Origin of the sequence: Vibrio sp. SCSIO 43009, assembly GCF_023716525.1 — a bacterium.
In the GTDB taxonomy this organism is placed as follows: Bacteria; Pseudomonadota; Gammaproteobacteria; order Enterobacterales; family Vibrionaceae; genus Vibrio; species Vibrio alginolyticus.
The window spans coordinates 1709911-1732349 of record NZ_CP071842.1 but is presented as its reverse complement, the minus strand read 5'-3'; the positions used below and the strand labels follow the sequence as shown (position 1 = coordinate 1732349).

The window sequence follows — 22439 nt, the reverse complement described above, 5'->3', positions numbered from 1 at the left end:
TTAGTTGTTTACCAGCGTCAGACCGCTTGGCAGTGCATCACCGAAGATACGCTTCGATTCGCTCTCAGATAACTCTTTGACTTCTTCAACCAGTGATATCCAAGATTCAGGCACCTTGCTTTGCTTCAACTTAGCCAGCACTTGCTCACGGTAGTCGTCAGAGATATCGAATAGGCGGTCGCCCGTCTTACGACAAATCATTACAGCTGCAAACGCGATCATTGGCTCTTTCTGCCAGTTCTGCTCTAACAGCTTAGGCAACCACTGTTCCGCTTGTTCACGAGGAACGACGTTATGCTGACTGCCATACAAAGGCGTACGTGATGCCAAGCGCCCCATTGCCCACCAGTGTGCTTGTTCAAACTGGTTATGGTTGATGGCTTTGCTCAAGAACCACGTTGCCAATAGAACTTTGTCTTCGACTTCTAGATGCTCCAGAGAGGCTGACAAACGTACCATCGACTCGTAACCCATATCTTGTGCCGCTTTGGCGGATTGTGGGTTTTTCATCGCACCAGGATGTAGGTATTTCGCGATGTCCGCCAAGATGGTCTCTTGTTGCTCTTGGCTCAAGCCACCTGCGATACGACGCCAGAACACCCACCAGTCGGTCCAACCTTGATGGTTCTTAAACTGAATGTTTTGTTGGTAGAGACCCCAAACTTGCTCAATACGCCATGAGTCGGTTGGATCGCCAAAGCCAGGACGCAGTGCAAAACCTGCCAAACGAAGCCAGTTTTTCTCGTGTTGTTCAGAACGGCGACGACGCTTACGACCTTGTGCAAAGGTATCGAACAGTTGACGTAGGGTCGTGAAATCCCACTCGTCACGTTTGCCAAGTTTCTTCTCAAGATCTTTGGCTAAGGTTTTGATCTCTTTGCTTTCTGCACTTTTCTTGTTACCGCTGTAAAGGCGAGCGATCAGCTCCTTACATTCATTCAGTTTAGGGTGAAGCTTAACTTGCTCGCTGTCATCGGTTTGCTTGTTACGAACTTCGAACTCCAGCTCCCAACGTTTGCTATCGTCTTCTGCGCTGACACATTCCATCTTAAGCGTACCGACTTCGGTCAACTGACACGCCAGTTGCACTTCTACGCGCTCTTTCTGGTTGGCTTGCAGTTCGGCACCTTCACCTTCAAGGGTGGTGATATAAGGCGGCAGAGGAGCAAATAAGTCAGGATCAACGTCCACCATCACACCGTTTTGAATGGAGGTGTTATTGGTTAAGGTGTCGTGGGTAGAAGTCAGCAGGTTAAAGCGAACGGGTTCACCTAGGGTAAGCGAGAAGCGACGACCACTTAAGCGGATCTCATGACCTTCTTCTGTACCTTTTGCGAGCAAACAGAGCGCTTTGCCCATCTTGTTCTTTTCTTGAAGATGCAAGAAGTAAGAACGCGCTGCGCCACCACCAATTTTTAGCTGTGCACCACGACGTGCTTTACCAAACGCAACAGCACCTAGTGCAACAGACCAATCTGGATGTGGGTTATCTAATACCGTAACCGGAGCGCCGCGCCAATCGGACAGTAGGGTAGTGACACGCTCAGTCACAAGTTCACTATTGAACACACCACCGTTAAGTAGCAAACCTACCGGAATGGCATTTTGTTTGTCGTCTTCAATGCCAAGAGCGGCACGAGCAACTTGTTGGTGCTGAGTTAAGAACTCGGCAACGTGCTTGCTCACTGCTGGGTCAGCAACGTATGGAAGACCAAACTCGACAACGGCGCTGCGGCGTTTGTCTGGTACTTCACTGAAATCAGAAAGCGGGAAGAAGCCATCCAAAGCGATTTGGTGCACTTCTTGTTTGCTCAGCCCAATACTCTTTGTTCCGCCAAGAAGTTTCGAGCCGCTGCCCAGCATGGTGATCTTCACTTCTTCAGGTGCACTCGCTGAAAGCAAGTTTTCTTTCGCTTTGCGAGTTTGCTGAATCAGCTTAGTCAGGCTTGCAGCAGTGAGCTTCTTACTTTGTTCCCCTTTATTTTGAGAAAGGCGGCTCTCCGCAAGGTGCGCTAATGCTAAGTCGAGGTTGTCACCGCCCAGCATTAAGTGTTCGCCAACACCAATACGATCAAGGGCTAGTTCATCTTGAGAAGAGAAACTGGCTTCAATCAAGCTCAAGTCGGTAGTACCACCGCCCACATCACACACCAGAATCAGCGGTAACTCTTTGAGTTCATCAGCTGCGGTTTGCTGGTGGCGTGCGTACCAGTCGTAACATACGGCTTGTGGTTCTTCGAGCAGGACGATTTTCTTTAAGCCTGCCAACTCCGCGGCTTCAAGCGTGAGCTTACGAGCGGTTTCATCGAACGATGCTGGAACGGTCACAACCACATCTTGGTCTTCTAACTTATTGCTAGGGTGACGGTAGTTCCATGCTTGACGAATGTGGTTGAGGTAGCTTGCGCTGGCAATGACGGGAGATACTTTATCTACATCTTGTGCACCAGCCCAAGGAAGAATGTCTGAGCTACGATCCACTGCTTGGTGCGATAGCCAGCTTTTAGCACTGGATACCTGACGTCCTTCCACCTTAGCGCCTAATTCACGAGCCCATTCACCCACGATCACATTACTAATGTCGCCAGATACAGGTTCGTTTTCCCAAGGGAGTGTTAGGTCAGAAGGGGAGATTTGACCAACCGCTGGGTGATAGCGAAAAGAGGGCAGCAATGGTTTACGAACCACTTCACCCGGACCAATCAATTGGTCGATGTCGAATAGGGATACTTCGGATTGTTCAAGGTTGTCGGTGATTTCACAATACGCCACCACAGTGTTTGTGGTGCCAAGGTCAATACCAACAAGAAAACGAGGAGATGCCATACAAACCTTCGTGTATTTAAAAACGGCACCCGATTGGATGCCGTTTGATTTCTATTTATTCTTCTTCGTTTGAGTTGCTTTTCGCGTCTTCGCGCACATCGAACTCAACATGCCATTTTTGACCGTTATCAGCGGCAATGGCTTCTAAGTAAAGCGTACCAAGCTCTGTGACGCGAGAGGCTAGGGTTACTGGAACCACTTCACCTTCACGACGACCTTCAGATACAGGCAGCGTTACTTGGATTTCTGGAAGCTCTTCAAGCTCTTCTGGTGCCCAGTAGTCTAGGTGAGTACCTGCTAGGTCATCACGACGAACCGTTGAGCCGAAGAATTGGAAGTTAACTGGCTGGCCGATGATCAAACCAAACTCTTGGCTTGGTACGTCAACGCTTGAGCCTTCTTCCATACCAAATGGTGCAACACAAAGTGCTTCCATTGGCGGCGCCGCCATGCCCGGAATAGCTGGCATCGCACTTTCGATACCCACGTAGTACGCCGAAGCAATACCACCACGGATACGAACGCCCTGACCACGACGCACAGAGCCGTAGTAAGCCGCACCGCTAGCAACTGCAAGGTCTAGATCCACACCTGTTAGGCGTTTTGCCATTTCTGCATCTGCTTCAATTAGCCATTCGTTGATCGTGTCTTCTAGACGAGTTGCTAGAAGTTTCGATTTCAGAACACCACCGTTGAATAGGATTGCCGTTGGCTTGATGAAGTCAGCCGATTGCGCTGTCCGAATCTGGCATACCAGGCATGTTAGCGAATGGGTTGAAATCTTGAGCTGCTGCTTCTGCGCCATTTCCTGAAGCAGAAAGAGCATTGGCTTGCTTAGACAAGAACGCTGCAATGTGACGAGTAATGCCTGCATCTTGTGCGTAAGGCAGACCCATTTGCGTTAGTGCACCACGGTTACGTTGAACAGGGTGGTCAGTAATTGCAACTTGAGGGAAGAAGCCATCAACCAGTGTTTGTTGTACTTCTTCTTGAGTCAGTTCTGTTTTCAGCGTTGCGCCAAGCAGTTTAGAACCACGGCTTGGTACTACGATTGGCACTGACTGAAGTTCGCTGTCGTTCAATAACGCTTCTTTCGCGTCACGACATGCGTGTGTCATTGCCTGAACTTGCCATGGCTGTAGCTCTTTGCCTTCTTGCGCTAGCTTCATTTTCAAGCGGTACGCAAGTGCAAGATCCATGTTGTCACCGCCAAGTAGGATGTGTTCACCTACCGCGATGCGGTTCAGAGTTAGGTTGCCGTCGTCTTCAGTTACTTCAACCAAAGAAAGGTCGGTTGTACCACCACCGATATCGACTACAAGCACGATGTCGCCAACTTCAACTTCGTCGCGCCATTTGTCATCGCTGTTGTCGATCCAGTTGTAAAGTGCAGCTTGTGGCTCTTCTAGAAGCGTTAGGTGCACAAAACCAACGTTGCGTGCTGCTTCTGCTGTTAGATCGCGAGCAGCAGGATCAAAAGAAGCAGGAACTGTAATAGTTACGTCTTGATCGGCAAGGTTGTGATTTGGATTCGCGTGATTCCAAGCGTCTTTTAGATGCTCTAGGTAAAGCTCTGTCGCGCGAAGAGGGGATACTTTTTCCACTTCTTCTGGGCTACCTGCTGGCAGGAAAGCATCACGACGGTTTACACCAGCGTGGCAAAGCCAAGATTTCGCACTTGCAACAAGACGAATTGGCGTTTTCGAACCTAGGTTACGTGCAATCGCACCAACCAGAGCTTTTGGCTCGCTCGACCACGGAAGAACGCGTGATTGCGGGTTCATTTCGTGTTCGTGTGGTTGGTAAAGGAAAGAGCCTAATTGGCTACGAGTCTCTACCGTACCCGGCGCAGTCAACTGCGGGATTGGCATCACTTCAACGCGAACATCTTCGTTGCGTGTATCAACAAAAGACATGACACAGTGTGTTGTACCTAAGTCGATACCAACACTGAATTTAGGTGTCTGTTGAGTTTCAACAGACGCTTCTTGAGAATGGTTTTCTTGGTTCATGTGTTCCATTACAGCTCAACCTCAGCTGGAGCGATCACAGAAGCATCGTAGTTCTCAGCAAGTTTAGGCAACGTCATTGATGTTGCTTTCCAGCCTTTGTGAACTAGCGTGCCGTTGAATGGCGCGCTGCCTGTTACGTTGCCAGTTAGGCGGATTTCTTGTGGGTTGAAGCCTTCTTCAACCGTAATGCGAGTTTCTTCGTCTTCGTTACGAACGTGCGCTAGCGTCACGTAGTCGTTCAGTACTTTCTGACCGCCAGTGTGGATTACGCGAGCGGCTGCGCCTACTTCTTCATCAGAGAATGACGTTAGGTCTTCTTTTAGGAAGTCAATCAGGCGAGCTTCTTGTTGCATGATAGAAAGCAGCTGCATTGCAGAGTCCGTTGACGCGGTTGCAAGTTTTGATTCAACTTCCACCACTTTTTCGACGACTTTCTCTACTTCCACTACTTTTTCTACTTCAACGATCTTCTCAACTGGTTTCTCAACCTCGACGATTTTCTCGACTGGTTTTTCTACCACTTTCTCGACCACTTTTGATTTGCGCGACACTGCAACTAGAAGAAGCAAAACGCTCGATGCGGTTAGGCCAGCGTGAAGCATATCGAACGTTTGAGGAATTAGGTTCAAATCAATGTTCATGACGTTTTTTCTCTTTCTATTGATTTATTGGTGCTCAGTATTGGCTCATATTTGTTCACTAAAACGATCGTCTTTGCGATCTTGCACCAAGTTTAGACATTAAAATGATGACGGATGGTAGCATATTCAAGGCTTAAGGCTGTAATAATTCGTGACTATACCGTACGAACAGCGTGAAAAATCGACGATCAGACTCCCCAATATAGGTTGTTGCTTGATGTTTGTGCATTGCTAACGCAGTATTTCAATAGATCCCGAAGTTTAACTTACGGAAGTATCAAAAATTACGATATGACACAAAGCACCGCTCATAAGAGCTTTATAAAACGACATTCAGACTCTATTTTAGCTTTTTTGGCGACTTTATGTGTCACTGCTGGTGTAGTCGGTGCTGCTTATACAATGCAGCAACGGTATACACAGACGACGTTTGATACTTTAGCCGACCGACAAGCAGAATCACTTAAAGCAAACGTCGAGAATGATCTAAAGTTCATTGGTGCGGGCGCAAACTTTTTCCATTCGATTGAGCGAAGCTATTGGCCATCGTTTCCCATGTATGCGGAACAAGTGATTAATAGCTCGCGAAGTCTCATTGGACTTCAATGGATGCAAAAGGTCGAATTCGAAGATCTTGATGAACATATATTAAAGACCCGTCAAAAATTTCCAAACTTCCAACCGTTTACCGTTCCTAAAGATGGTCCCAAAACCTACGGGTACATTTTTGAACACAATGAGCCAATTTTTATCGCGTCGGATATTTACCCAAGAACACCGGAAAACCTTTCTCTATTGGGTTTCTATTTTTCGCGCAAACGCTTCGATTTAATCTTGGATGATATTTCCGAAAATGGGCGAGCGAATGTCTCGGATAAAGTTCGCTTACTGCAAGATGGTTATGACAAGTCCATACCTAAGACTGGGTTGCTGGTGTTCCATCCAGTGTTCGACTTCGAGAACAAATATTTATTAGGAGTAGTGACCGGTGTTATCCGAAGTACGGTTTACTTTGAGGATTTGATTACGAAAACCGCGACGGAGCTCGATATGTCGGTGCGCGTAGAAGACTTGGGATTCGACGCAGCAGATGACCCTGTTCTCTTTCAAAGTGCTAGCTGGGATAACATTCGAGGAACCGTTATAAGCCGAACCATTCAACTGCCTAACCGTGAATGGCGTATTGACTTTAAACTTTCTGACGCAGTCTCAGCTTGGGAGCGTTCTATTTTAGCGGGCACGACGCTAGCCGGATTGGTAATCGCCTTTTTGATCAGTTGGATTGTGAATTTACAGTCTCGAGAAAAAGAGCGCTTAGCGGTCATGTTGGAGCTCAAAACCGTTGAATTAAAAAGAATGGCAGAGCGAGACCCTCTAACTCAACTACTGAATCGCCGAGCATTCAACGATCACTTGCTTAATCAGATAAACAAAGGTGTTAACTTCGCCTTGGTTGGTTTTGATATCGACCACTTCAAAGTGATTAATGACAAACACGGCCATTTAGGTGGAGATGAAGCGTTGCAACATGTCACTAAGCTGGTCAGTGCTAATTTAAAACCGGGAGATAAGTTTTACCGCGCTGGTGGTGACGAGTTTTGTATTATTTCTAAAGTCATTGATAGAGCGGTGCTAGAAGCTTACCTAGAAAAGTTACGGAGTGTTGTGGCAAGTACGGCTTTTGATTATGGTGATGCGTCAATCATCTGTACGTTGAGTATCGGTGCGGTTATCCATAAAGAAGAAGATCCTGAGAGCTTGTATCACAAAATGGACAGTCAACTCTATTTGAGTAAAAAAAACGGCCGTAATAATGTGTCGATCGGCGATTAAATGGGCGCACAAATTCGAGTTTTACGCCGTGTTACGATAGAATCGCACGCTTTAAATTTTTATGTTAGGAACCAAGGCAAACTATGAACCATAACCGTATTGTATGCTTCGATTTAGAAATGTGTTGCTGGAACGAAAATGGCGTCGGCAGCACGGGTGAAATTATCGAAGTGGGGTTAGCTGAAATAGATTTGTCTAAAGGTGAGATAGTCAAGCGTGCTCAATACTACGTGAAACCAGAACACGATGAAGTGTCTCTGTTTTGCGCTGAGTTAACGGGCATCACACCACGTAAGATTGAAAAACAAGGACGCCCACTAGAAGAAGTGCTTAAATCCATGGTTAAGAACTTCGGTGGTCGCAACAAAATCTTTGCATCTTGGGGGCGAGATGACCTCATTCTTCTAGAAGAGTGTAAGCAAAAAGGTATTGAAGCACCGTTCACAGAGTTCATCAACTTAGCGACACTCTACCGTATTCAAAATCGTCTTAAAGATAAACGTATAGGCCATCGAGCCGCTCAAGAAGCAAAAGGAATAGACTGGGAAGGGCGTCAACACTCTGGCTATGTAGATGCATACAACTTAGCTAAGCTTGCTTTGACCATGTTTTAGTTATTCGAACCTAGCTAGCTTGTAATTAAATAATCATCCAACCATTGTTGTTTTGTCATGCAGTCTGTTTAGTGTGGAAAGAGCTAAACACATACCTTGACCAGTATTTTAATAACAATGTCATTGGCTTATTGAAAAACGCGCAGAGTGCGCGTTTTTTTATGGCTACAGAAGCGATATCTGTTGTCATTCTAGGGGTAGCTTAGAGTTAGCCAGCGACTTATATACTCATCTCGTCACTTTACTGAGACTGTAACTTCGCTCGAATGAACTCGCTGTGATCAACATAGAGTAGCTCTGCTGTTTTACGGATCACCGCGTCTTCTAGCGGGTCAATTTCGCCGTCTGCGTAAGCGACTTCCCACATGCTTTTGATTAAGTTGTAACGAGTTTCTTGAGTCAGTTCTCTTAGTTGAGAGGTAAAGTCGTACAGCGAAGCGGAATCTTTTATTTTCTGTTGCGCTTGCTCTAACAAAGTATTTGATTCTTCTTCATTTAACGAAAGCAGTTTCATCAATAAAGAGCGCTTTGTTTCTTGTTCTCTATCATCGACACTATGGTCTGCGCCAGAAACTTCACAAAGCAAACACGCGATAGCCATGTTAGGGGAAAGTGTGTTGGTTTGGCTTAAATCAGAGCCATCAATGAGTTGTTTAAATAATGATGTGAGAGAATTAAACATAATGAACACCGAGCTATTGTTTATTTGGTTAACATGGTAATAAATACGGAAGATCTCAAGGTGCGATACCAAATTTAGCACGCCGTTGACATTTAAGAACGGCCACTTTCTCCCCAAAAAAACTAAACTCCTGAGTTAGTTCAAGGTGACTTGCCTCTTACAAAGGGCAAGTCATTTTGGGATTGATACTCAGCTTTCAGCACGTGTCGGTGGAAAATGAACTTCGTCACCATCACTCGTCAGAATACTAATTTGACTTGGTTTGCCTTCATCATCAAGACGTAGCTCACCAATGGCACTATGGTTAACCAAGCGATAAAAGTTGTGCGTACTTGGTGCGCGTTTGTAAATCTTGAGTCGTTTACGTTTTGTGAACCAGTTTAAAGGTGAGCGAGGGCTGTATAGCAGTCTATCTAGGCCATCACAAATATTGAGCAGTTGTGTAGGGAACTGATTTTTAATTCCACTACAGGTGATTTGATAGATATTCGGACTGTTTTTTCGATAGCGGAGCTTAATATCGTATGCAAAAGAGTAGTGTACGTCGCCAGAGAGAATAACAAAGTTAGTTGGTGTCTTTGTGTGTGTGAAAATACTAATAAGAGTATTCGCACTTCCGGGGTGAGCCATCCAGTTTTCAGCATCAACCATCAATGGTTTACCAAGCATGGTCACCACACGTTGTAGTGCTTCGATAAATTTCACACCAAACATTGGCGCGGCAGAAACAATAACAACTTTGTCTTGGTGCACGAGTTCTTGGTGGAACTCAATCATCGCTTCCCAGTCCATTAAGCCAGAAGGTTTGTTCATTTTAGACTCAGAACGCCAGCGTCTGGTTCGTGTATCTAGCACGACAACTTTTGGTGTCGTAGGAATGGTGTAGTGCCAATTCTCAAAGCGATACAAATATTGAATAAATGCATCTTGGGTTTGCGAGGTTCGCTCATCGATAAAGCGTTGAGCGAGGCTCATAAATTCATCATTGAATTTTTCTGGCGCATTTCCCCAACCTTGGCAAAGCCAGTAAGCAATCAAGCTATTACCGATAATGCGTTTTGCAAACGTGTTGCTGTATGCGGCTTGTTCCCAGCCTATGGTGAGATTCCAATCGTCGGTGACATCGTGATCATCAAAAATCATATAGGTTGGAATGTGAGCGAGTAAGCGTTGAACCTTGTCCAGACCTGCGACGAATTTATCAATTTGTTTTTTTTCTTCGCGCCATTGCTGCTGCCATTTGGGTTCAAGAACTTCTCCGCCGACAGTAAATTCGTTTTCTAATAAACGATCCGTTCGAACAAGCTTCCACAAGGTCGGAGACCAAACCAATAAGTACATTGCAAAGCACTCAGCAAAGCTTATTAGGTGATTCTCACACTCTTTGGCGCTGAATATTGGTGTCCCTCGGTGTGGAAAAAACTTACTTAGTAAACTGTCATCACTCACATAATGAGGCAACAATTTATCTCGACCATAATAGCAAGCAGGGTGTTGGTAGAGGTCATTGGTATTTTTTATCGGAGCTTGATCGAATTCTTCGCCTGGCAAGCCCAATAAAGCTATGACTTGCTCAATGGCATCGAGAGTGGGGCCTGCAACATGGTCTGCATAGATTTGATCACCACTCATGATGAGCATATCTGGTCTTTCTTCAATGGATTGAGACGCGATTTTATGATCCGCAGCGACCAATGTATCATCACTGAAGTGATGGGGATTACGGCAAGAGCCATGTAAGAGATAATCCGCTTTTTCACTAACGAGGAACTCAATACCCAAGTTTGGCGTATTATCTCGCTCATAAGTCAGGTGAGGGAGCAGTTCCGTCACTAAGCCATATTGCGTTTTTATTTGATAGCGTAACGCTTGATGGGTTGGAAACTCGCCTTCTAATTTAAGTAAGCAACACCACGCATTGAGGCCGATTTGAAGCTGTTCTTTTTGTTCACTTAAAGGGGCTTGATAAAGGATGGAGGCATTTTCATCCGTAATTTGCACCATACCCTCCAAGCGTTGGGTGGTGACTAGCCAAATATTGATTTCAGTTGCGGTCACTTTACGTAGGATCGGACCTGCAACGACAAGAGGAAGTGAAGAAATTTCAGTCGTGTTCATCAATGCTGGCAAAACGGCTCCTTATGTGTCAGCTTCTTCTTCTAATATTTCGATAACTTGCGAGCTACTAAGTTCATGTCCCATAAGGAACAAACCAAGCATCGCATCGGCTTTTGACGCGTTATCACTGTCTTCATCCAAAATTTGCTGAAGCCGAGTTCTAATTAGGTCGATTTCGTGTTCGACGAAGCCACGCCCTTCTTCGTCACCTTGACCATCTTCTGGTGCATTATCAAAGTGCAAAAACAACATGTCACCATCGAGTTGAGTCCCTATCAACCTCTCTGGCAGCCATGCTTCTCCCATCACAATGTCTGGGTCTGTGTCTGCGGGTAAATGATTCAAGGTAGAGATGAGTTCTGATGCTTTCACTTTTTACTTCATTATGTTTGATTTAGACCTAAGCTAGAGTTTAAGCGCTTGTTGTAATGGTAAAATATTCGCAAACAAGCTCACCTAGTCGTGCAATATTAATATGATCTTGGGACTCAAACTGTCACGAGGATGACAACATTTGCCATTGTAACGGCTATCATCAGCAGAACATAAGCTTTTAATGGCAAATCATTGATGTTTGCCTGCTTCTCAACCAACATTTTTCGAACTCATGAAGAGATTAATTCTAACAACACTCGCTTTACCTTTAGCTGCGGTAGTTTCTTCTGCGCATGGTGCAGAAGAACAAACGTGGGGGATTGCTGCGATGTATCGCACAGCATCGATTCCGTTTTATACCGCCGATAATGACTCTACGGTGAGTACATTTGTACCAATGATGTTCTTTGAAAACGAACATGTGTATATCAATGGCATTGAAGGTGGCGCTTTTTTGTATAATGAGAGTGATTCCGACTGGCGTGCGAGCGCACTCATGCGATTGAGATTTGTCGATATTCCCATGTCGCTACAAAATGCTAATGAAGGGGACAGAGTCGATTTCGGTGGGCAAGTGCGTTATAGCATTAACGACAATTGGCGCGCAGAAGTAGAGTTGATGACGGACGACGAACTCCAGTTTCACTCTAATTACCGCCTTGCTGCCAATTATGTATTTGGGGATTGGGAATTAGAGCCATCGATTACGATTCGATACAAAGACGCTGATTTCAATAGTGAATATTACTCCTTTAAGGATATTACTGGCGAGAGAATTGGAGCTGGACTTGACACCAATCTTGGTATTAAAGCGCGTTACCATGTAACTTCAAATTTGTATTTACTGGGTGAGACGAGTGTTACTCGCTTAGATGATAACGCCTACAACAGTCAGCTTGTAGAAGATCGATATCAGGGAGAAGTGTTTGTCGGTTTTGGCTTTTTCAACGATAAAAGCAAAGCTCCGAAACCGACACTGAGCAATAAAGCATATCTACGTATTGCGCATGGTTGGGCGACGCCTTCGAACATCGGTGAAATATTTAGCTTTGAGAGAGAAAAAGACCCATACGACAATCAACTTACTTCATTGTTTTATGGGCATCCATTAACGGATGAGCTGTTTGGTTTTCCTCTTGATATTTATTTAACGCCAGGGTTGGTTCATCACTGGTCGTCCAGTGTTCAGTCTACGAGCACAGAATACGTCATGGCGATTAAGGCTTATTATACGGTTAATTGGCCTACGACTTGGCGATTTGGTGTAGCGGAAGGTGTGTCATACATTGATAGCATTACCTATATTGAAGGCACAGAAATGGAAGACAAGGGTTATACACCAAGCAAGTTGCTCAACTACCTAGATTTCTCGTTTGATGTCAATGTAGGCGATCTCTTCAACCAAAAGAGCTGGAACAATATGTGGGTGGGCTATTCATTGCATCACCGCTCGGCGATTTTTGAAAGCGCTTCGCAGTTTGGGCGAATTAAAGGTGGGAGCAACTACAATACTATTTATTTCCAGTTCGAGTTTTAGCGCATCACGAGATGCATATAGGTCGGATTTGCAACTGACTTATTTATCGCCCATTATGAGTAATGATGAATAATACTATGCTGCTTTCAACGAGAAATTTCGTATATCGTGCCAGAGTTAAGGCTGTTTGTGATGCATCTGATGAATCGGATGGCATAAGCACCATGAGTATCGACTCCTCATTCAATCTTCAAATTGAAGCGATAAATTGTACCAACGCTGAATTTGCCAAACGCTTTTTTGCCATTCACGGAGAAGGGCACTTGGAGGGCGATGAATGGTTGGTGCTGTACGTCAACTCTCTTGACGTTAAGGCGGGAGACAATATAGAAATCCGTAGCGATGTCGCGTTTAATGCGATGATCGAGAATATGATAAGCGAAGCTGAGCGGTCTTTAGAAAAAGTCTACCTCGATGCAATACGCAACTTGGAGAAAGTGAATCGTTTTTGACGATGTAAGAGACCCTATAAATACGATCAAGGCATCAGGATCCAAAAAGGGATTGGCGCGAACCAATCCCTTTTGTATTCTGGTTTATTCTAACTTACGCCATTGTTGCAAGTTGGCTTTGCGCTTCTGAAATGCCTTTTGCAGCCGCATCTTCACCCATGTTTAGCGCTTCTGCGTAAACAAATTCCACATCAGTGATTCCTACAAAACCCAGCACAGTGCGTAGGTATGGCGTAACGTTGTCAGTTGGTGAATCTTTATGAATACCACCACGAGTCGTTATTACAATCGCCTTTTTACCTTCAATCAAACCTTGAACGCCGTTTTCTGTGTATTTGAATGTCACGCCTGCACGAGCAATCAAATCAATCCAGTTTTTAAGCTGAGTCGGGATGGTAAAGTTGTACATTGGAGCGGCAATAACCAAAGTGTCTGCGGCCTTTACTTCTTCAATAAGGGTGTCAGACAAGTCGACTACCGCTTGCTGTTCTTGTGAAAGATCTTCCGTAGCGCGCAGTGCAGTCGCAACGGCGAAGTCCAAAACAGGTAGCGGGTTTGCAGCCAAATCACGAACAGTAAGCTTGTCTTGGTCTACATTTTTGATGAAGTCTTCAACCAATTTGTTTGATTGAGAGTAATCGCCAAGGATGCTTGATTTTAGAGCTAGTACACGAGACATAATGGTTATTCCTTAAATAAGTGCTTTCGACTATGGGAGCCATTATAAGCAACGTAAGTGAGTTCAAAAGCCTAGCGATTCGCTGAACATGTTCGAAAAAATTGAATGAGCTTTCGGTTATCTTGTTACAGATCTTGTGTGATACAATCCGCGCAGTTTTTGTAATGAAAAGAATAGGAAACGCTTTGACTTCGTCACAGCCCCCAAAAAAGAATCTAGCTGAAGAGCAAGCGACACCGTCAAATGGTGCGCAAAAAGCGACAGCGAAACAAGCTCAAACACCTCAGGCTCAAGTGAATAGTGCTGCATCTCTGCGTAAAGCGCTGAATCAGTGCATGATGCGCGACCGTTTCCGCTTGAGTAAACGTATTTCTGGTGCAAGCAAAATTAAGAAGGACGCAGCGCGTAATGCTGTGTTCGACGAAATCGCATTAGACATCGCAAAATCCATGATGGTTGCAGAGCAGCGCAGCAACTACAAACCAACGATTGAATACCCAGAAATCCTGCCTGTAAGCCAAAAACGCGACGATATTGCGAAAGCGATCGAAGAAAACCAAGTGGTTATCGTCGCGGGTGAAACCGGTTCTGGTAAAACCACTCAGCTACCAAAAATCTGTGCTGAGCTTGGTCGCGGTAAATTTGGTCTGATTGGTCATACTCAGCCTCGTCGTCTTGCAGCGCGTTCGGTTGCTAACCGTATTGCCGAAGAGATGGAAACCAAGCTTGGTGAGTTTGTTGGTTACAAGGTTCGATTCAACGATCAGATCTCTGAAAATACCCAAATCAAATTGATGACGGACGGTATCTTGCTGGCTGAAATTCAGCATGACCGTTTCTTGAATCAATACGACACCATCATTATCGATGAAGCGCACGAGCGCAGCCTTAACATCGATTTCATCTTGGGTTACTTGAAAGAGTTGCTGCCACGTCGTCCTGATTTGAAAGTGATCATCACGTCGGCAACCATCGACCCAGAACGCTTCTCAAAACACTTCAACAATGCACCAATCATTGAAGTATCGGGTCGTACTTACCCAGTAGAAACACGTTACCGCCCACTAAGCGGTGATGACGACAATGATCGTGACCAGCTTGAAGGCATCTTCGAAGCGGTAGATGAACTGTGCGATGAAGGTTTAGGTGACATCCTGATTTTCATGAACGGTGAACGTGAAATCCGTGATACCGCAGATGCATTGTCCAAACGTAATCTGAAGAGCACGGAAATTGTGCCGCTTTACGCGCGTTTGTCGGCAGGTGAGCAGAATAAGATTTTCCAACCTCACACTGGTCGCCGAATTGTACTGGCAACCAACGTGGCAGAAACCTCGCTAACTGTTCCGGGCATTAAGTACGTTATCGACCCGGGTACGGCGCGTATCAGTCGATACAGTTACCGTACTAAGGTTCAGCGTCTTCCAATCGAGCCAGTTTCTCAGGCGAGTGCGAACCAGCGTAAAGGTCGTTGTGGTCGTGTGGAAGAGGGTATCTGTATTCGTCTGTACTCAGAGGAAGATTTTGAGTCACGCCCAGAGTTTACTGATCCTGAAATCCTACGTACCAATCTAGCGTCGGTTATCTTGCAAATGACGGCACTTGGTTTGGGTGATATTCAAGCGTTTCCGTTTGTGGAAGCACCGGATAAACGTAACATCCAAGACGGCGTGCGTTTGCTGGAAGAGCTTGGTGCGATTAACTCTGAGGTAAAAGATCCGAAAAAACGCCTGACTTCCATTGGTCGCCAATTAGCGCGTTTGCCAATCGATCCGCGCTTGGCGCGTATGGTATTGGAAGCGCCAAAATATGGTGCGCTTAAAGAAGTGATGATCATCGCAGCTGCCTTGTCGATTCAAGATCCACGCGAACGTCCTTCCGACAAACAACAATCTTCAGACGATAAACATCGTCGCTTCTTCCATGAAGAGTCGGACTTCCTGACATTTGTGAATTTGTGGGAATACATCCAAAAGCAGCAAAAAGCCTTGTCTAGCAATCAGTTCCGCAAACAGTGTAAGCAAGACTATTTGAACTACTTGCGCGTTCGCGAGTGGCAAGACGTGTACTTCCAAATTCATCAGTCGATGCGTGAGATGGAGTTCAAGCTTAACGATGAGCCCGCTTCTTACCATGGCGTACACAGTGCCATTTTGGTTGGTTTGCTGTCGCACATCGGCATGAAAGACCAAGAAAAGAATGAATATCAAGGCGCGCGTAATGCTCGTTTCCATATCTTCCCTGCATCAGGTCTATTCAAGAAACAGCCTAAGTGGATCATGTCTGCTGAGTTGGTGGAAACCTCAAAACTTTGGGGTCGTATCATCGCAAAGATTCAGCCAGAATGGATTGAGCCGTTAGCTAAACACCTTATTAAACGTAGTTACAGCGAACCACATTGGTCGAAGAAACGCGCTGCGGTGATGGCGCACGAAAAAGTGATGCTTTACGGCGTACCAATCGTACCGAAACGCTTGGTCAACTACGGCAGTATCGATTCGACCGTAAGTCGCGAAATCTTCATTCGTAGTGCATTGGTTGAGGGTCAATGGGAAACCAAACACGCGTTCTTTAAGCAAAACCGTAAGCTTCTGCAAGAAGTGGAAGAGCTTGAGCATAAATCTCGTCGTCGTGACATCTTGGTGGATGATGATGAGTTGTTTGATTTCTATGATCAACGCGTTGGCACCGAAGTGGTGTCTGGTAAGCATTTCGATACGTGGTGGAAAAAGGCATCTAAAGAAAATCCGGAACTGCTGAACTTTGAAAAAGAGATGCTGTTCAAGGGTGATGCTAGCCATGTGACCGATTTGGATTACCCGAACTTCTGGCATCAAAATGGTTTGAAGCTCAAATTGAGCTACCAATTTGAACCAGGCGATGATAGTGACGGTGTCACAGTGCATTTGCCGTTGCCGATTTTAAACCAAGTTGAACCAGCGGGCTTTGACTGGCAGATCCCAGGTTTACGCCATGAGCTTGTGGTTAGCTTGATTAAATCGTTGCCAAAGACAATTCGTAAGAACTTTGTGCCTGCGCCGAACTATGCCGATGCATTCTTAGCGCGCGTTACGCCAATGGAAGCGCCGCTGTTAGATTCATTGGAGAAAGAGTTGCGACGCATGACGGGCGTAGAGGTACTGCGTGAAGACTGGAACTTGGAACAAGTACCTGAGCACTTGAAAGTCACGTTCCGTGCGGTTGATCATCGAAATCGTAAACTGAAGGAACATAAAGACCTTCATGAACTGAAAGAAAGTTTGAAAGACAAAGTTCAAGAAACGCTTTCCAAAGTTGCGGATGACGATATCGAACAGCAAGGTCTGCATACGTGGAGTTTTGGCGAATTGCCGAAAGTGTATCAACAAAAACGTGGCGGCTACGATGTAAAAGCGTATCCGGCACTTGTTGATAGCAAAGACAGCGTTGAAATCAAACTCTACGAAACAGAGTACGAGCAGATAACGGCAATGCGTGCTGGTCAGCGTCGCCTAATTTTATTGAATGTGCCGTCGCCAATTAAATATTTGCACGCCAACTTACCGAACAAATCGAAGCTGGGTCTGTACTTTAATCCATACGGCAAAGTGCTTGATCTGATAGATGACTGCATTGCCTGTGGTGTCGATAAGCTTATTGAAGAGCAGGGTGGTTTAGTTTGGGAGCCAGAGAAGTTCGAAGCGTTGAAAGAACACGTTCGTGCTGAATTGGGTGACACCGTTGTAGAGATTGCTCAACAGGTTGAGACTATTCTGACCACGGCGTTTAGCATCAATAAGAAGCTAAAAGGCAAGATCGACTTCACAATGGCGTTTGCTCTGTCCGATATCAAAGCACAAATTGAAGGCTTGATCTTCAAAGGCTTTGCAACGGAATGTGGCTGGAAGCGCTTGCCGGATATTCTTCGCTACATGCGCGCGATAGAGCGCCGTATGGAGAAGTTGCCAATCGATCCAAACAAAGATCGTTTACATATGCTGAAGATTGAATCTGTGACTCAAGACTATAAAGAGTTGCTGAACAAGATCCCGAAAGGTGTGGCCATTCCTGAAAATGTAAAAGAAGTGCGTTGGATGATTGAAGAACTTCGCGTGAGTTACTTTGCTCAACAATTAGGCACTCCTTATCCTGTTTCTGATAAACGAGTCAAAAACGCGATTGATGCTTGCTAATCAACCAGTAAAATAGTGTCAGATTTGTAATTATCGCTTAAGAAGTTGCTGGTACACTAATTGCTAGTAACTCAATAAGCATTATTTTTTAGTTCTGGGAGGCAATAGTTCGCCTCCCTTTATTTGTAGTACCAACGACTGAGTTATGCAGACGTGGGAATAATAAAGAGTAAAGGTAGATGATGAAAAAAACTCTATTAGCAGTGGCGCTACTTGGCGCATCTTCTGCGGCAATGGCGGATTCTTGGATTTACGGTGGTGCAACAGTAGGTCAGTCTGACTACAAAGGTGAGACGGACACATCATACTCTGTTCACGTTGGTACAGGCATTCTACCTATCATTGGTGTTGAAGCTGGTGTAACACAACACGGTGAGTTCAACGTAAATGGTCAAGACACTAAGCTAACTTCTTACTACGCAGCACTTAAGCCAAGCATCGACTTCGGTCCGCTACACGTGTACGCAAAAGGTGGTTTCCATCAGTGGGACAAAAAAGTGAAAGGCGGCAAAGACGATGACGATTTGGACCTAATGTACGGTGTGGGTGCTGAGTACTTCATTTTTGGCCCAATGTCTGTTGGTGCTAGCTACATGAACTACACTGCTGGTAAAGACGATATCAGCACGTTCTCTGTTAACGCAACACTACATTTCCTATAAGCGTCAAGCTTTCTAACACCATATGAAACACACCGGCTTTATGTCGGTGTTTTTTTGTCTGGAAGTCACAAAACAAAAGTTGAACATAAATTATTCACTTTTAGAGTCTTAAAATGCCTATGCTTTCCAATATATAGTGGCGATTAAATGCGCATATTTGCATAATGTTTCGCTTAGGAATCGATCAGGAAGGGATAGTATGAAAAAAACACTCTCGTTATTCGCTCTAACGTTGTGCTCAACGTCAGCAATGGCTGACTCTTGGATTTACGCTGGTGGCCAAATTGGTCAGTCCGATATCGACAGCGAAAATGATACAACTTATGGTATTCATGTCGGTACTGGTATTTTGCCATTCATTGGCATTGAGGCAGGCTACTTTAACCACGGCAAAGTGGATTTATCTTTGAGTGGCAGCAGGGGTAGTGCTGATTTTGATTCATTCTATTTAGCGGCGAAACCTAGTATCGACTTCGGCCCGTTACACGTTTACGCAAAAGGCGGCATCAATGCATTCAACGTTGATTATGACGGTGGACTTAGAAACTTAGACAAAGATGATGGCGTCTCTTATATGTATGGTGTTGGTGCCGAATACTTCTTGCTTGACAATGTGTCTGTGGGCGCGAGTTATCAAGCGTTTGGCGTGGATATTGAAGGCGATAGCGATACCGTTAGCAGCGTAACAGGGAACATCACCTTCCATTTCTTATAACGCTCGCTGGATGAAAGGTTTGCTGATTTGGTTTCGTCGTTAATTGTGAAACCAAATCAGCGCAGGTCTTCTCTATTTGCGCAGTGACTGGCTATGAACTTAAGTATTTCTTGTGTCTTTTCTAGTCTACAACCTACGACAAAATCAATCGTTAGACCTCATAATTTTTGTGTTGATATTATTTCCCCTTCATCTGTCTCGAATTGAGCTTAAAATGCAATAAATCACGACTTTTTGCAAAAATATGTGATTGTTGCTAAAATTCGTCCCGATTTAAAACTTTAGAGTTCAAATTAATGGAGGGCGGTATTGGAGTTCTTCTCACCTGAGGGGCGTTTCAAATTCACGTTAAATTTGTATTTATGGATAATGCATTTAAAAAATATAGTATTGATACAACCGATTATCAGGTTGGACAGGATAACGTTCAAAAGTGGGGATTCGATATACATAACCCGGTTTTTGGCATTAGTGCGGGGCTCGTTGTTTTCTGTCTGATTTCACTTCTTCTTGTTGAGCCAACCACTGCTCGTGACGTATTAAACGGTCTAAAAAACGGAATTATCGAACAGTTTGATGCGTTCTTTATGTGGTCGACAAACTTCTTCTTATTGTTCGCCGTTGCTCTTCTTTTTTCTCCGCTAGGTAAAATCCGCTTAGGAGGCAAAGAAGCAACGCCGGATCACTCAACCGTTTCTTGGTTGTCGATGCTTTTCGCCGCGGGTATGGGTATTGGTCTTCTGTTCTGGAGTGTGGCTGAGCCGACCGCGTATTTCACTGATTGGTGGGGAATGCCACTTAACGCAGTACCATACACCGAAGAAGCAAAATCCCTTGCGATGGGTGCCACTATGTTCCACTGGGGTGTGCATGGTTGGAGTATTTACGCACTCGTTGCACTAGCATTAGCGTTTTTTGCCTTTAACAAAGGTTTACCACTTTCATTGCGCGCGGCGTTCTATCCAATTTTTGGTGACCGTGCATGGGGTTGGTTAGGTCACGTTATTGATATCCTTGCCGTTTTGTCGACGCTATTTGGTCTTGCAACGTCGCTAGGTCTAGGTGCTCAGCAGGCGACCAGTGGTATTAACCATGTCTTTGGTCTAGAAGGCGGCATTGGTACACAAATGATTGTGATCACCTTCGTTACCTTTATCGCGGTGCTATCAGTAATTCGTGGTATTGATGGTGGTGTTAAGCTACTGAGTAACGTCAACATGGTGGTTGCGTTTGCGCTGCTTATTTTCATTACCTTCATCACGTTTGATACGGCGTGGAGCTCGCTACGCGACACAACAATGGCTTACATTGAAAATATTATTTCATTGAGTAACCCTCACGGTCGTGAAGATGAAACTTGGATGCACGGCTGGACGGTATTCTACTGGGCTTGGTGGGTATCTTGGTCACCGTTTGTTGGTATGTTTATCGCGCGTGTGTCTAAAGGTCGTACGGTTCGAGAATTCTTATTCGCAGTCATCGTTATTCCTACAGTTGTTACTTTGATTTGGATGTCTGTGTTTGGTGGTATCGCGCTTGACCAAGTGGTGAATAAAGTTGGTGAGCTAGGTGCAAATGGCCTAACTGATATTTCATTGACTCTGTTCCATGTTTACGATGCGCTTCCGTATAGCTCAGTGATTTCAATGCTTTCTATCGTGCTGATTCTGGTATTCTTTATTACATCGTCAGACTCTGGCTCGCTGGTTATCGATAGTATTACCGCCGGTGGTAAGATTGATGCACCAGTACCGCAACGCATTTTCTGGGCGTGTATTGAAGGTGCAATTGCAGCCGTAATGCTTTGGGTTGGTGGTAAAGAAGCCCTGCAAGCATTGCAATCAGGTGTTGTTGCAACAGGATTACCGTTTACTTTTGTTCTGCTGTTGATGTGCGTAAGTTTGGTGAAAGGGTTAAGAACAGAACTGCCAGCTTACAAATAAATACAACACGATCCATGATTGAGTTTAAATGCCGAGCCTAATGTGCTCGGCATTTTTTATTTCTACTTTTCTTTTCCAATAATTTCGTTACAGTTTAGGCTTATTCCCACCTCATTAAACTGCATTATGTCACTGGCTAAACTCATTCTTATTCGTGGACTTCCGGGTTCAGGTAAAACAACCTTAGCAAAACAACTAGCGATAGAGCTTGGTGCTAAGCATTTTGAAGCTGACATGTATTTTGAAAATGATGAAGGTGATTATCACTTTGAACCAGTTCAATTACCTCAAGCGCATGAGTGGTGTTTTCAGCAAACTAGAAAGTGGTTGAACAAAGGGAGAGTCGTGATTGTGAGCAATACGTTTGTTCGACATTGGGAGATGAAGCGTTACATGGACTACTGCATGAAGAAGCGCATCGAGGTGGAAATTAAAGTGTGCCACGGAGCGTATCAAAGCATTCATGATGTACCACCAGCGACGATAGAAAAGATGCGACGCCAGTGGCAAGAATGACCGTTACCAGAACCGGAAGTTATTGACCTCGTCCGTCAATCATCACAACGAATGTTTTGCTCATGATTGAAAGGTCCATTGAAATCCAAGAGTAAAACGAACCTAAGCTTAGTGCGTAACTGTGGTCAAACCCAACTTTGCGTCTTACATCTTCAATGCATGCATCATAGCCTTGGTTAACCTGAGCTAAGCCTGTGATACCTGGTAACACGCCATATGTGCGCTCTACAAAATAGGGGATTTCATCTTCCAATTTCTGGTAGAAAGCTGGGCGTTCTGGGCGCGGCCCAATCATCGACATTTCACCTCTCAACACATTAAACAGTTGAGGTAGTTCATCTAAACGCGTTTTGCGTAAAAAGCGTCCTACTGGCGTGATGCGGGGATCATTTTCAGTTGCCCATACTGCGCCAGAGCGTTGCTCTGCATCAATATACATGGTGCGAAACTTCATGATTTGAAAAAGATCCATTTTTTCTGGTGTACAGCGCCCAACACGCAGTTGACGATAGAGCACTGGGCCTTTCGATGTGATTTTTATAGCTAGCGCGATAAATGGGAAAAGTGGTGCAGTGACGACCAAAATAAGCATTGCAACCAGTACATCAAACGTTCTTTTCGCGTGGCATACATTTGAATCGTAGCGTGAGTTTTTCATGATG

16 protein-coding genes and 1 pseudogene are annotated in these 22439 nt (G+C 45.0%); 9 read left to right on the top strand and 8 right to left on the bottom strand.

Features of this window, described 5'->3' with window-relative positions:
* The 3 genes and pseudogenes from J4N43_RS08200 to J4N43_RS08190 all read right to left on the bottom strand — a co-directional run bounded on the left by J4N43_RS08200 (window position 1) and on the right by J4N43_RS08190 (window position 5479).
* Window positions 1-2826, bottom strand: a complete 2826-nt coding sequence (locus J4N43_RS08200) for an Hsp70 family protein (RefSeq protein WP_025766688.1) — start codon at window positions 2824-2826, stop codon at window positions 1-3.
* 55 nt (window positions 2827-2881) lie between these two features.
* Window positions 2882-4847, bottom strand: a pseudogene (locus J4N43_RS08195) (Hsp70 family protein).
* A complete protein-coding gene (locus tag J4N43_RS08190; protein WP_005389474.1) occupies window positions 4847-5479 on the bottom strand; it encodes a DUF2760 domain-containing protein in 633 nt (210 codons plus the stop codon). The pseudogene J4N43_RS08195 and the gene J4N43_RS08190 overlap by 1 nt, the downstream one beginning before the upstream one ends.
* Before the next feature lie 291 nt (window positions 5480-5770).
* On the opposite strand from J4N43_RS08190, the gene J4N43_RS08185 reads away from it, so the two are divergent.
* Both J4N43_RS08185 and J4N43_RS08180 read left to right on the top strand, forming a co-directional pair.
* Entirely contained in the window at window positions 5771-7312 is a 1542-nt protein-coding gene (locus tag J4N43_RS08185; RefSeq protein WP_005377686.1) for a sensor domain-containing diguanylate cyclase, read from the top strand.
* A gap of 83 nt (window positions 7313-7395) precedes the next feature.
* The gene (locus tag J4N43_RS08180; RefSeq protein ID WP_005377684.1) at window positions 7396-7926 is read left to right on the top strand and encodes a 3'-5' exonuclease; all 531 of its coding nucleotides are present in this window, start codon (window positions 7396-7398) and stop codon (window positions 7924-7926) included.
* 241 nt (window positions 7927-8167) lie between these two features.
* Here the strand turns inward: J4N43_RS08180 and J4N43_RS08175 are convergent, their stop codons facing one another.
* The 3 genes from J4N43_RS08175 to J4N43_RS08165 form a co-directional block, all read right to left on the bottom strand.
* Entirely contained in the window at window positions 8168-8608 is a 441-nt protein-coding gene (locus J4N43_RS08175; RefSeq protein WP_017820644.1) for a tellurite resistance TerB family protein, read from the bottom strand.
* A gap of 189 nt (window positions 8609-8797) precedes the next feature.
* Window positions 8798-10738 (bottom strand): alkaline phosphatase D family protein, encoded by a 1941-nt coding sequence (locus J4N43_RS08170; protein WP_017634943.1) that lies wholly within the window; start codon window positions 10736-10738, stop codon window positions 8798-8800.
* Between the two features lie 9 nt (window positions 10739-10747).
* On the bottom strand, window positions 10748-11098 hold the full coding sequence (locus J4N43_RS08165; protein WP_005377676.1) for a VC1380 family protein: 351 nt from the start codon (window positions 11096-11098) through the stop codon (window positions 10748-10750).
* 235 nt (window positions 11099-11333) lie between these two features.
* On the opposite strand from J4N43_RS08165, the gene J4N43_RS08160 reads away from it, so the two are divergent.
* Entirely contained in the window at window positions 11334-12638 is a 1305-nt protein-coding gene (locus J4N43_RS08160) for a MipA/OmpV family protein (RefSeq protein ID WP_053350566.1), read from the top strand.
* A 62-nt stretch (window positions 12639-12700) separates the two neighbouring features.
* Window positions 12701-13090, top strand: a complete 390-nt coding sequence (locus J4N43_RS08155) for a hypothetical protein (RefSeq protein ID WP_228009997.1) — start codon at window positions 12701-12703, stop codon at window positions 13088-13090.
* Window positions 13091-13184: 94 nt separating this feature from the next.
* Here J4N43_RS08155 and J4N43_RS08150 read toward each other — a convergent pair whose 3' ends face one another.
* Window positions 13185-13769, bottom strand: a complete 585-nt coding sequence (locus J4N43_RS08150; protein ID WP_025766683.1) for an FMN-dependent NADH-azoreductase — start codon at window positions 13767-13769, stop codon at window positions 13185-13187.
* 185 nt (window positions 13770-13954) lie between these two features.
* Between J4N43_RS08150 and hrpA the strand changes: the two genes are divergently transcribed.
* The 5 genes from hrpA (at window position 13955) to J4N43_RS08125 (ending at window position 21777) form a co-directional block, all read left to right on the top strand.
* A complete protein-coding gene (hrpA, locus tag J4N43_RS08145; protein ID WP_172677732.1) occupies window positions 13955-17941 on the top strand; it encodes an ATP-dependent RNA helicase HrpA in 3987 nt (1328 codons plus the stop codon).
* A 182-nt stretch (window positions 17942-18123) separates the two neighbouring features.
* Window positions 18124-18603, top strand: a complete 480-nt coding sequence (locus J4N43_RS08140; protein ID WP_021033871.1) for an outer membrane beta-barrel protein — start codon at window positions 18124-18126, stop codon at window positions 18601-18603.
* A gap of 199 nt (window positions 18604-18802) precedes the next feature.
* Complete coding sequence (locus J4N43_RS08135; protein ID WP_005377661.1) at window positions 18803-19318, top strand: outer membrane beta-barrel protein; 516 nt, start codon at window positions 18803-18805, stop codon at window positions 19316-19318.
* A 362-nt stretch (window positions 19319-19680) separates the two neighbouring features.
* A complete protein-coding gene (locus J4N43_RS08130; protein ID WP_053350564.1) occupies window positions 19681-21261 on the top strand; it encodes a BCCT family transporter in 1581 nt (526 codons plus the stop codon).
* Between the two features lie 126 nt (window positions 21262-21387).
* On the top strand, window positions 21388-21777 hold the full coding sequence (locus J4N43_RS08125; RefSeq protein WP_005377656.1) for an ATP-binding protein: 390 nt from the start codon (window positions 21388-21390) through the stop codon (window positions 21775-21777).
* Window positions 21778-21796: 19 nt separating this feature from the next.
* On the opposite strand, the gene J4N43_RS08120 is transcribed toward J4N43_RS08125, so the two are convergent.
* Window positions 21797-22435, bottom strand: a complete 639-nt coding sequence (locus J4N43_RS08120; protein WP_053350563.1) for a sugar transferase — start codon at window positions 22433-22435, stop codon at window positions 21797-21799.
* Window positions 22436-22439: the final 4 nt, after the last annotated feature.

Excerpts from the sequence above, each read along its gene's own strand:
- J4N43_RS08200 (WP_025766688.1), bottom strand. The coding sequence starts at position 2,826 with ATGGCATCTCCTCGTTTTCTTGTTGGTATTGACCTTGGCACCACAAAC.
- J4N43_RS08190 (WP_005389474.1), bottom strand. The coding sequence starts at position 5,479 with ATGAACATTGATTTGAACCTAATTCCTCAAACGTTCGATATGCTTCAC.
- J4N43_RS08185 (WP_005377686.1), top strand. The coding sequence starts at position 5,771 with ATGACACAAAGCACCGCTCATAAGAGCTTTATAAAACGACATTCAGAC.
- J4N43_RS08180 (WP_005377684.1), top strand. The coding sequence starts at position 7,396 with ATGAACCATAACCGTATTGTATGCTTCGATTTAGAAATGTGTTGCTGG.
- J4N43_RS08175 (WP_017820644.1), bottom strand. The coding sequence starts at position 8,608 with ATGTTTAATTCTCTCACATCATTATTTAAACAACTCATTGATGGCTCT.
- J4N43_RS08160 (WP_053350566.1), top strand. The coding sequence starts at position 11,334 with ATGAAGAGATTAATTCTAACAACACTCGCTTTACCTTTAGCTGCGGTA.
- J4N43_RS08155 (WP_228009997.1), top strand. The coding sequence starts at position 12,701 with ATGATGAATAATACTATGCTGCTTTCAACGAGAAATTTCGTATATCGT.
- J4N43_RS08150 (WP_025766683.1), bottom strand. The coding sequence starts at position 13,769 with ATGTCTCGTGTACTAGCTCTAAAATCAAGCATCCTTGGCGATTACTCT.
- J4N43_RS08140 (WP_021033871.1), top strand. The coding sequence starts at position 18,124 with ATGAAAAAAACTCTATTAGCAGTGGCGCTACTTGGCGCATCTTCTGCG.
- J4N43_RS08135 (WP_005377661.1), top strand. The coding sequence starts at position 18,803 with ATGAAAAAAACACTCTCGTTATTCGCTCTAACGTTGTGCTCAACGTCA.
- J4N43_RS08130 (WP_053350564.1), top strand. The coding sequence starts at position 19,681 with ATGGATAATGCATTTAAAAAATATAGTATTGATACAACCGATTATCAG.
- J4N43_RS08125 (WP_005377656.1), top strand. The coding sequence starts at position 21,388 with ATGTCACTGGCTAAACTCATTCTTATTCGTGGACTTCCGGGTTCAGGT.
- J4N43_RS08120 (WP_053350563.1), bottom strand. The coding sequence starts at position 22,435 with ATGAAAAACTCACGCTACGATTCAAATGTATGCCACGCGAAAAGAACG.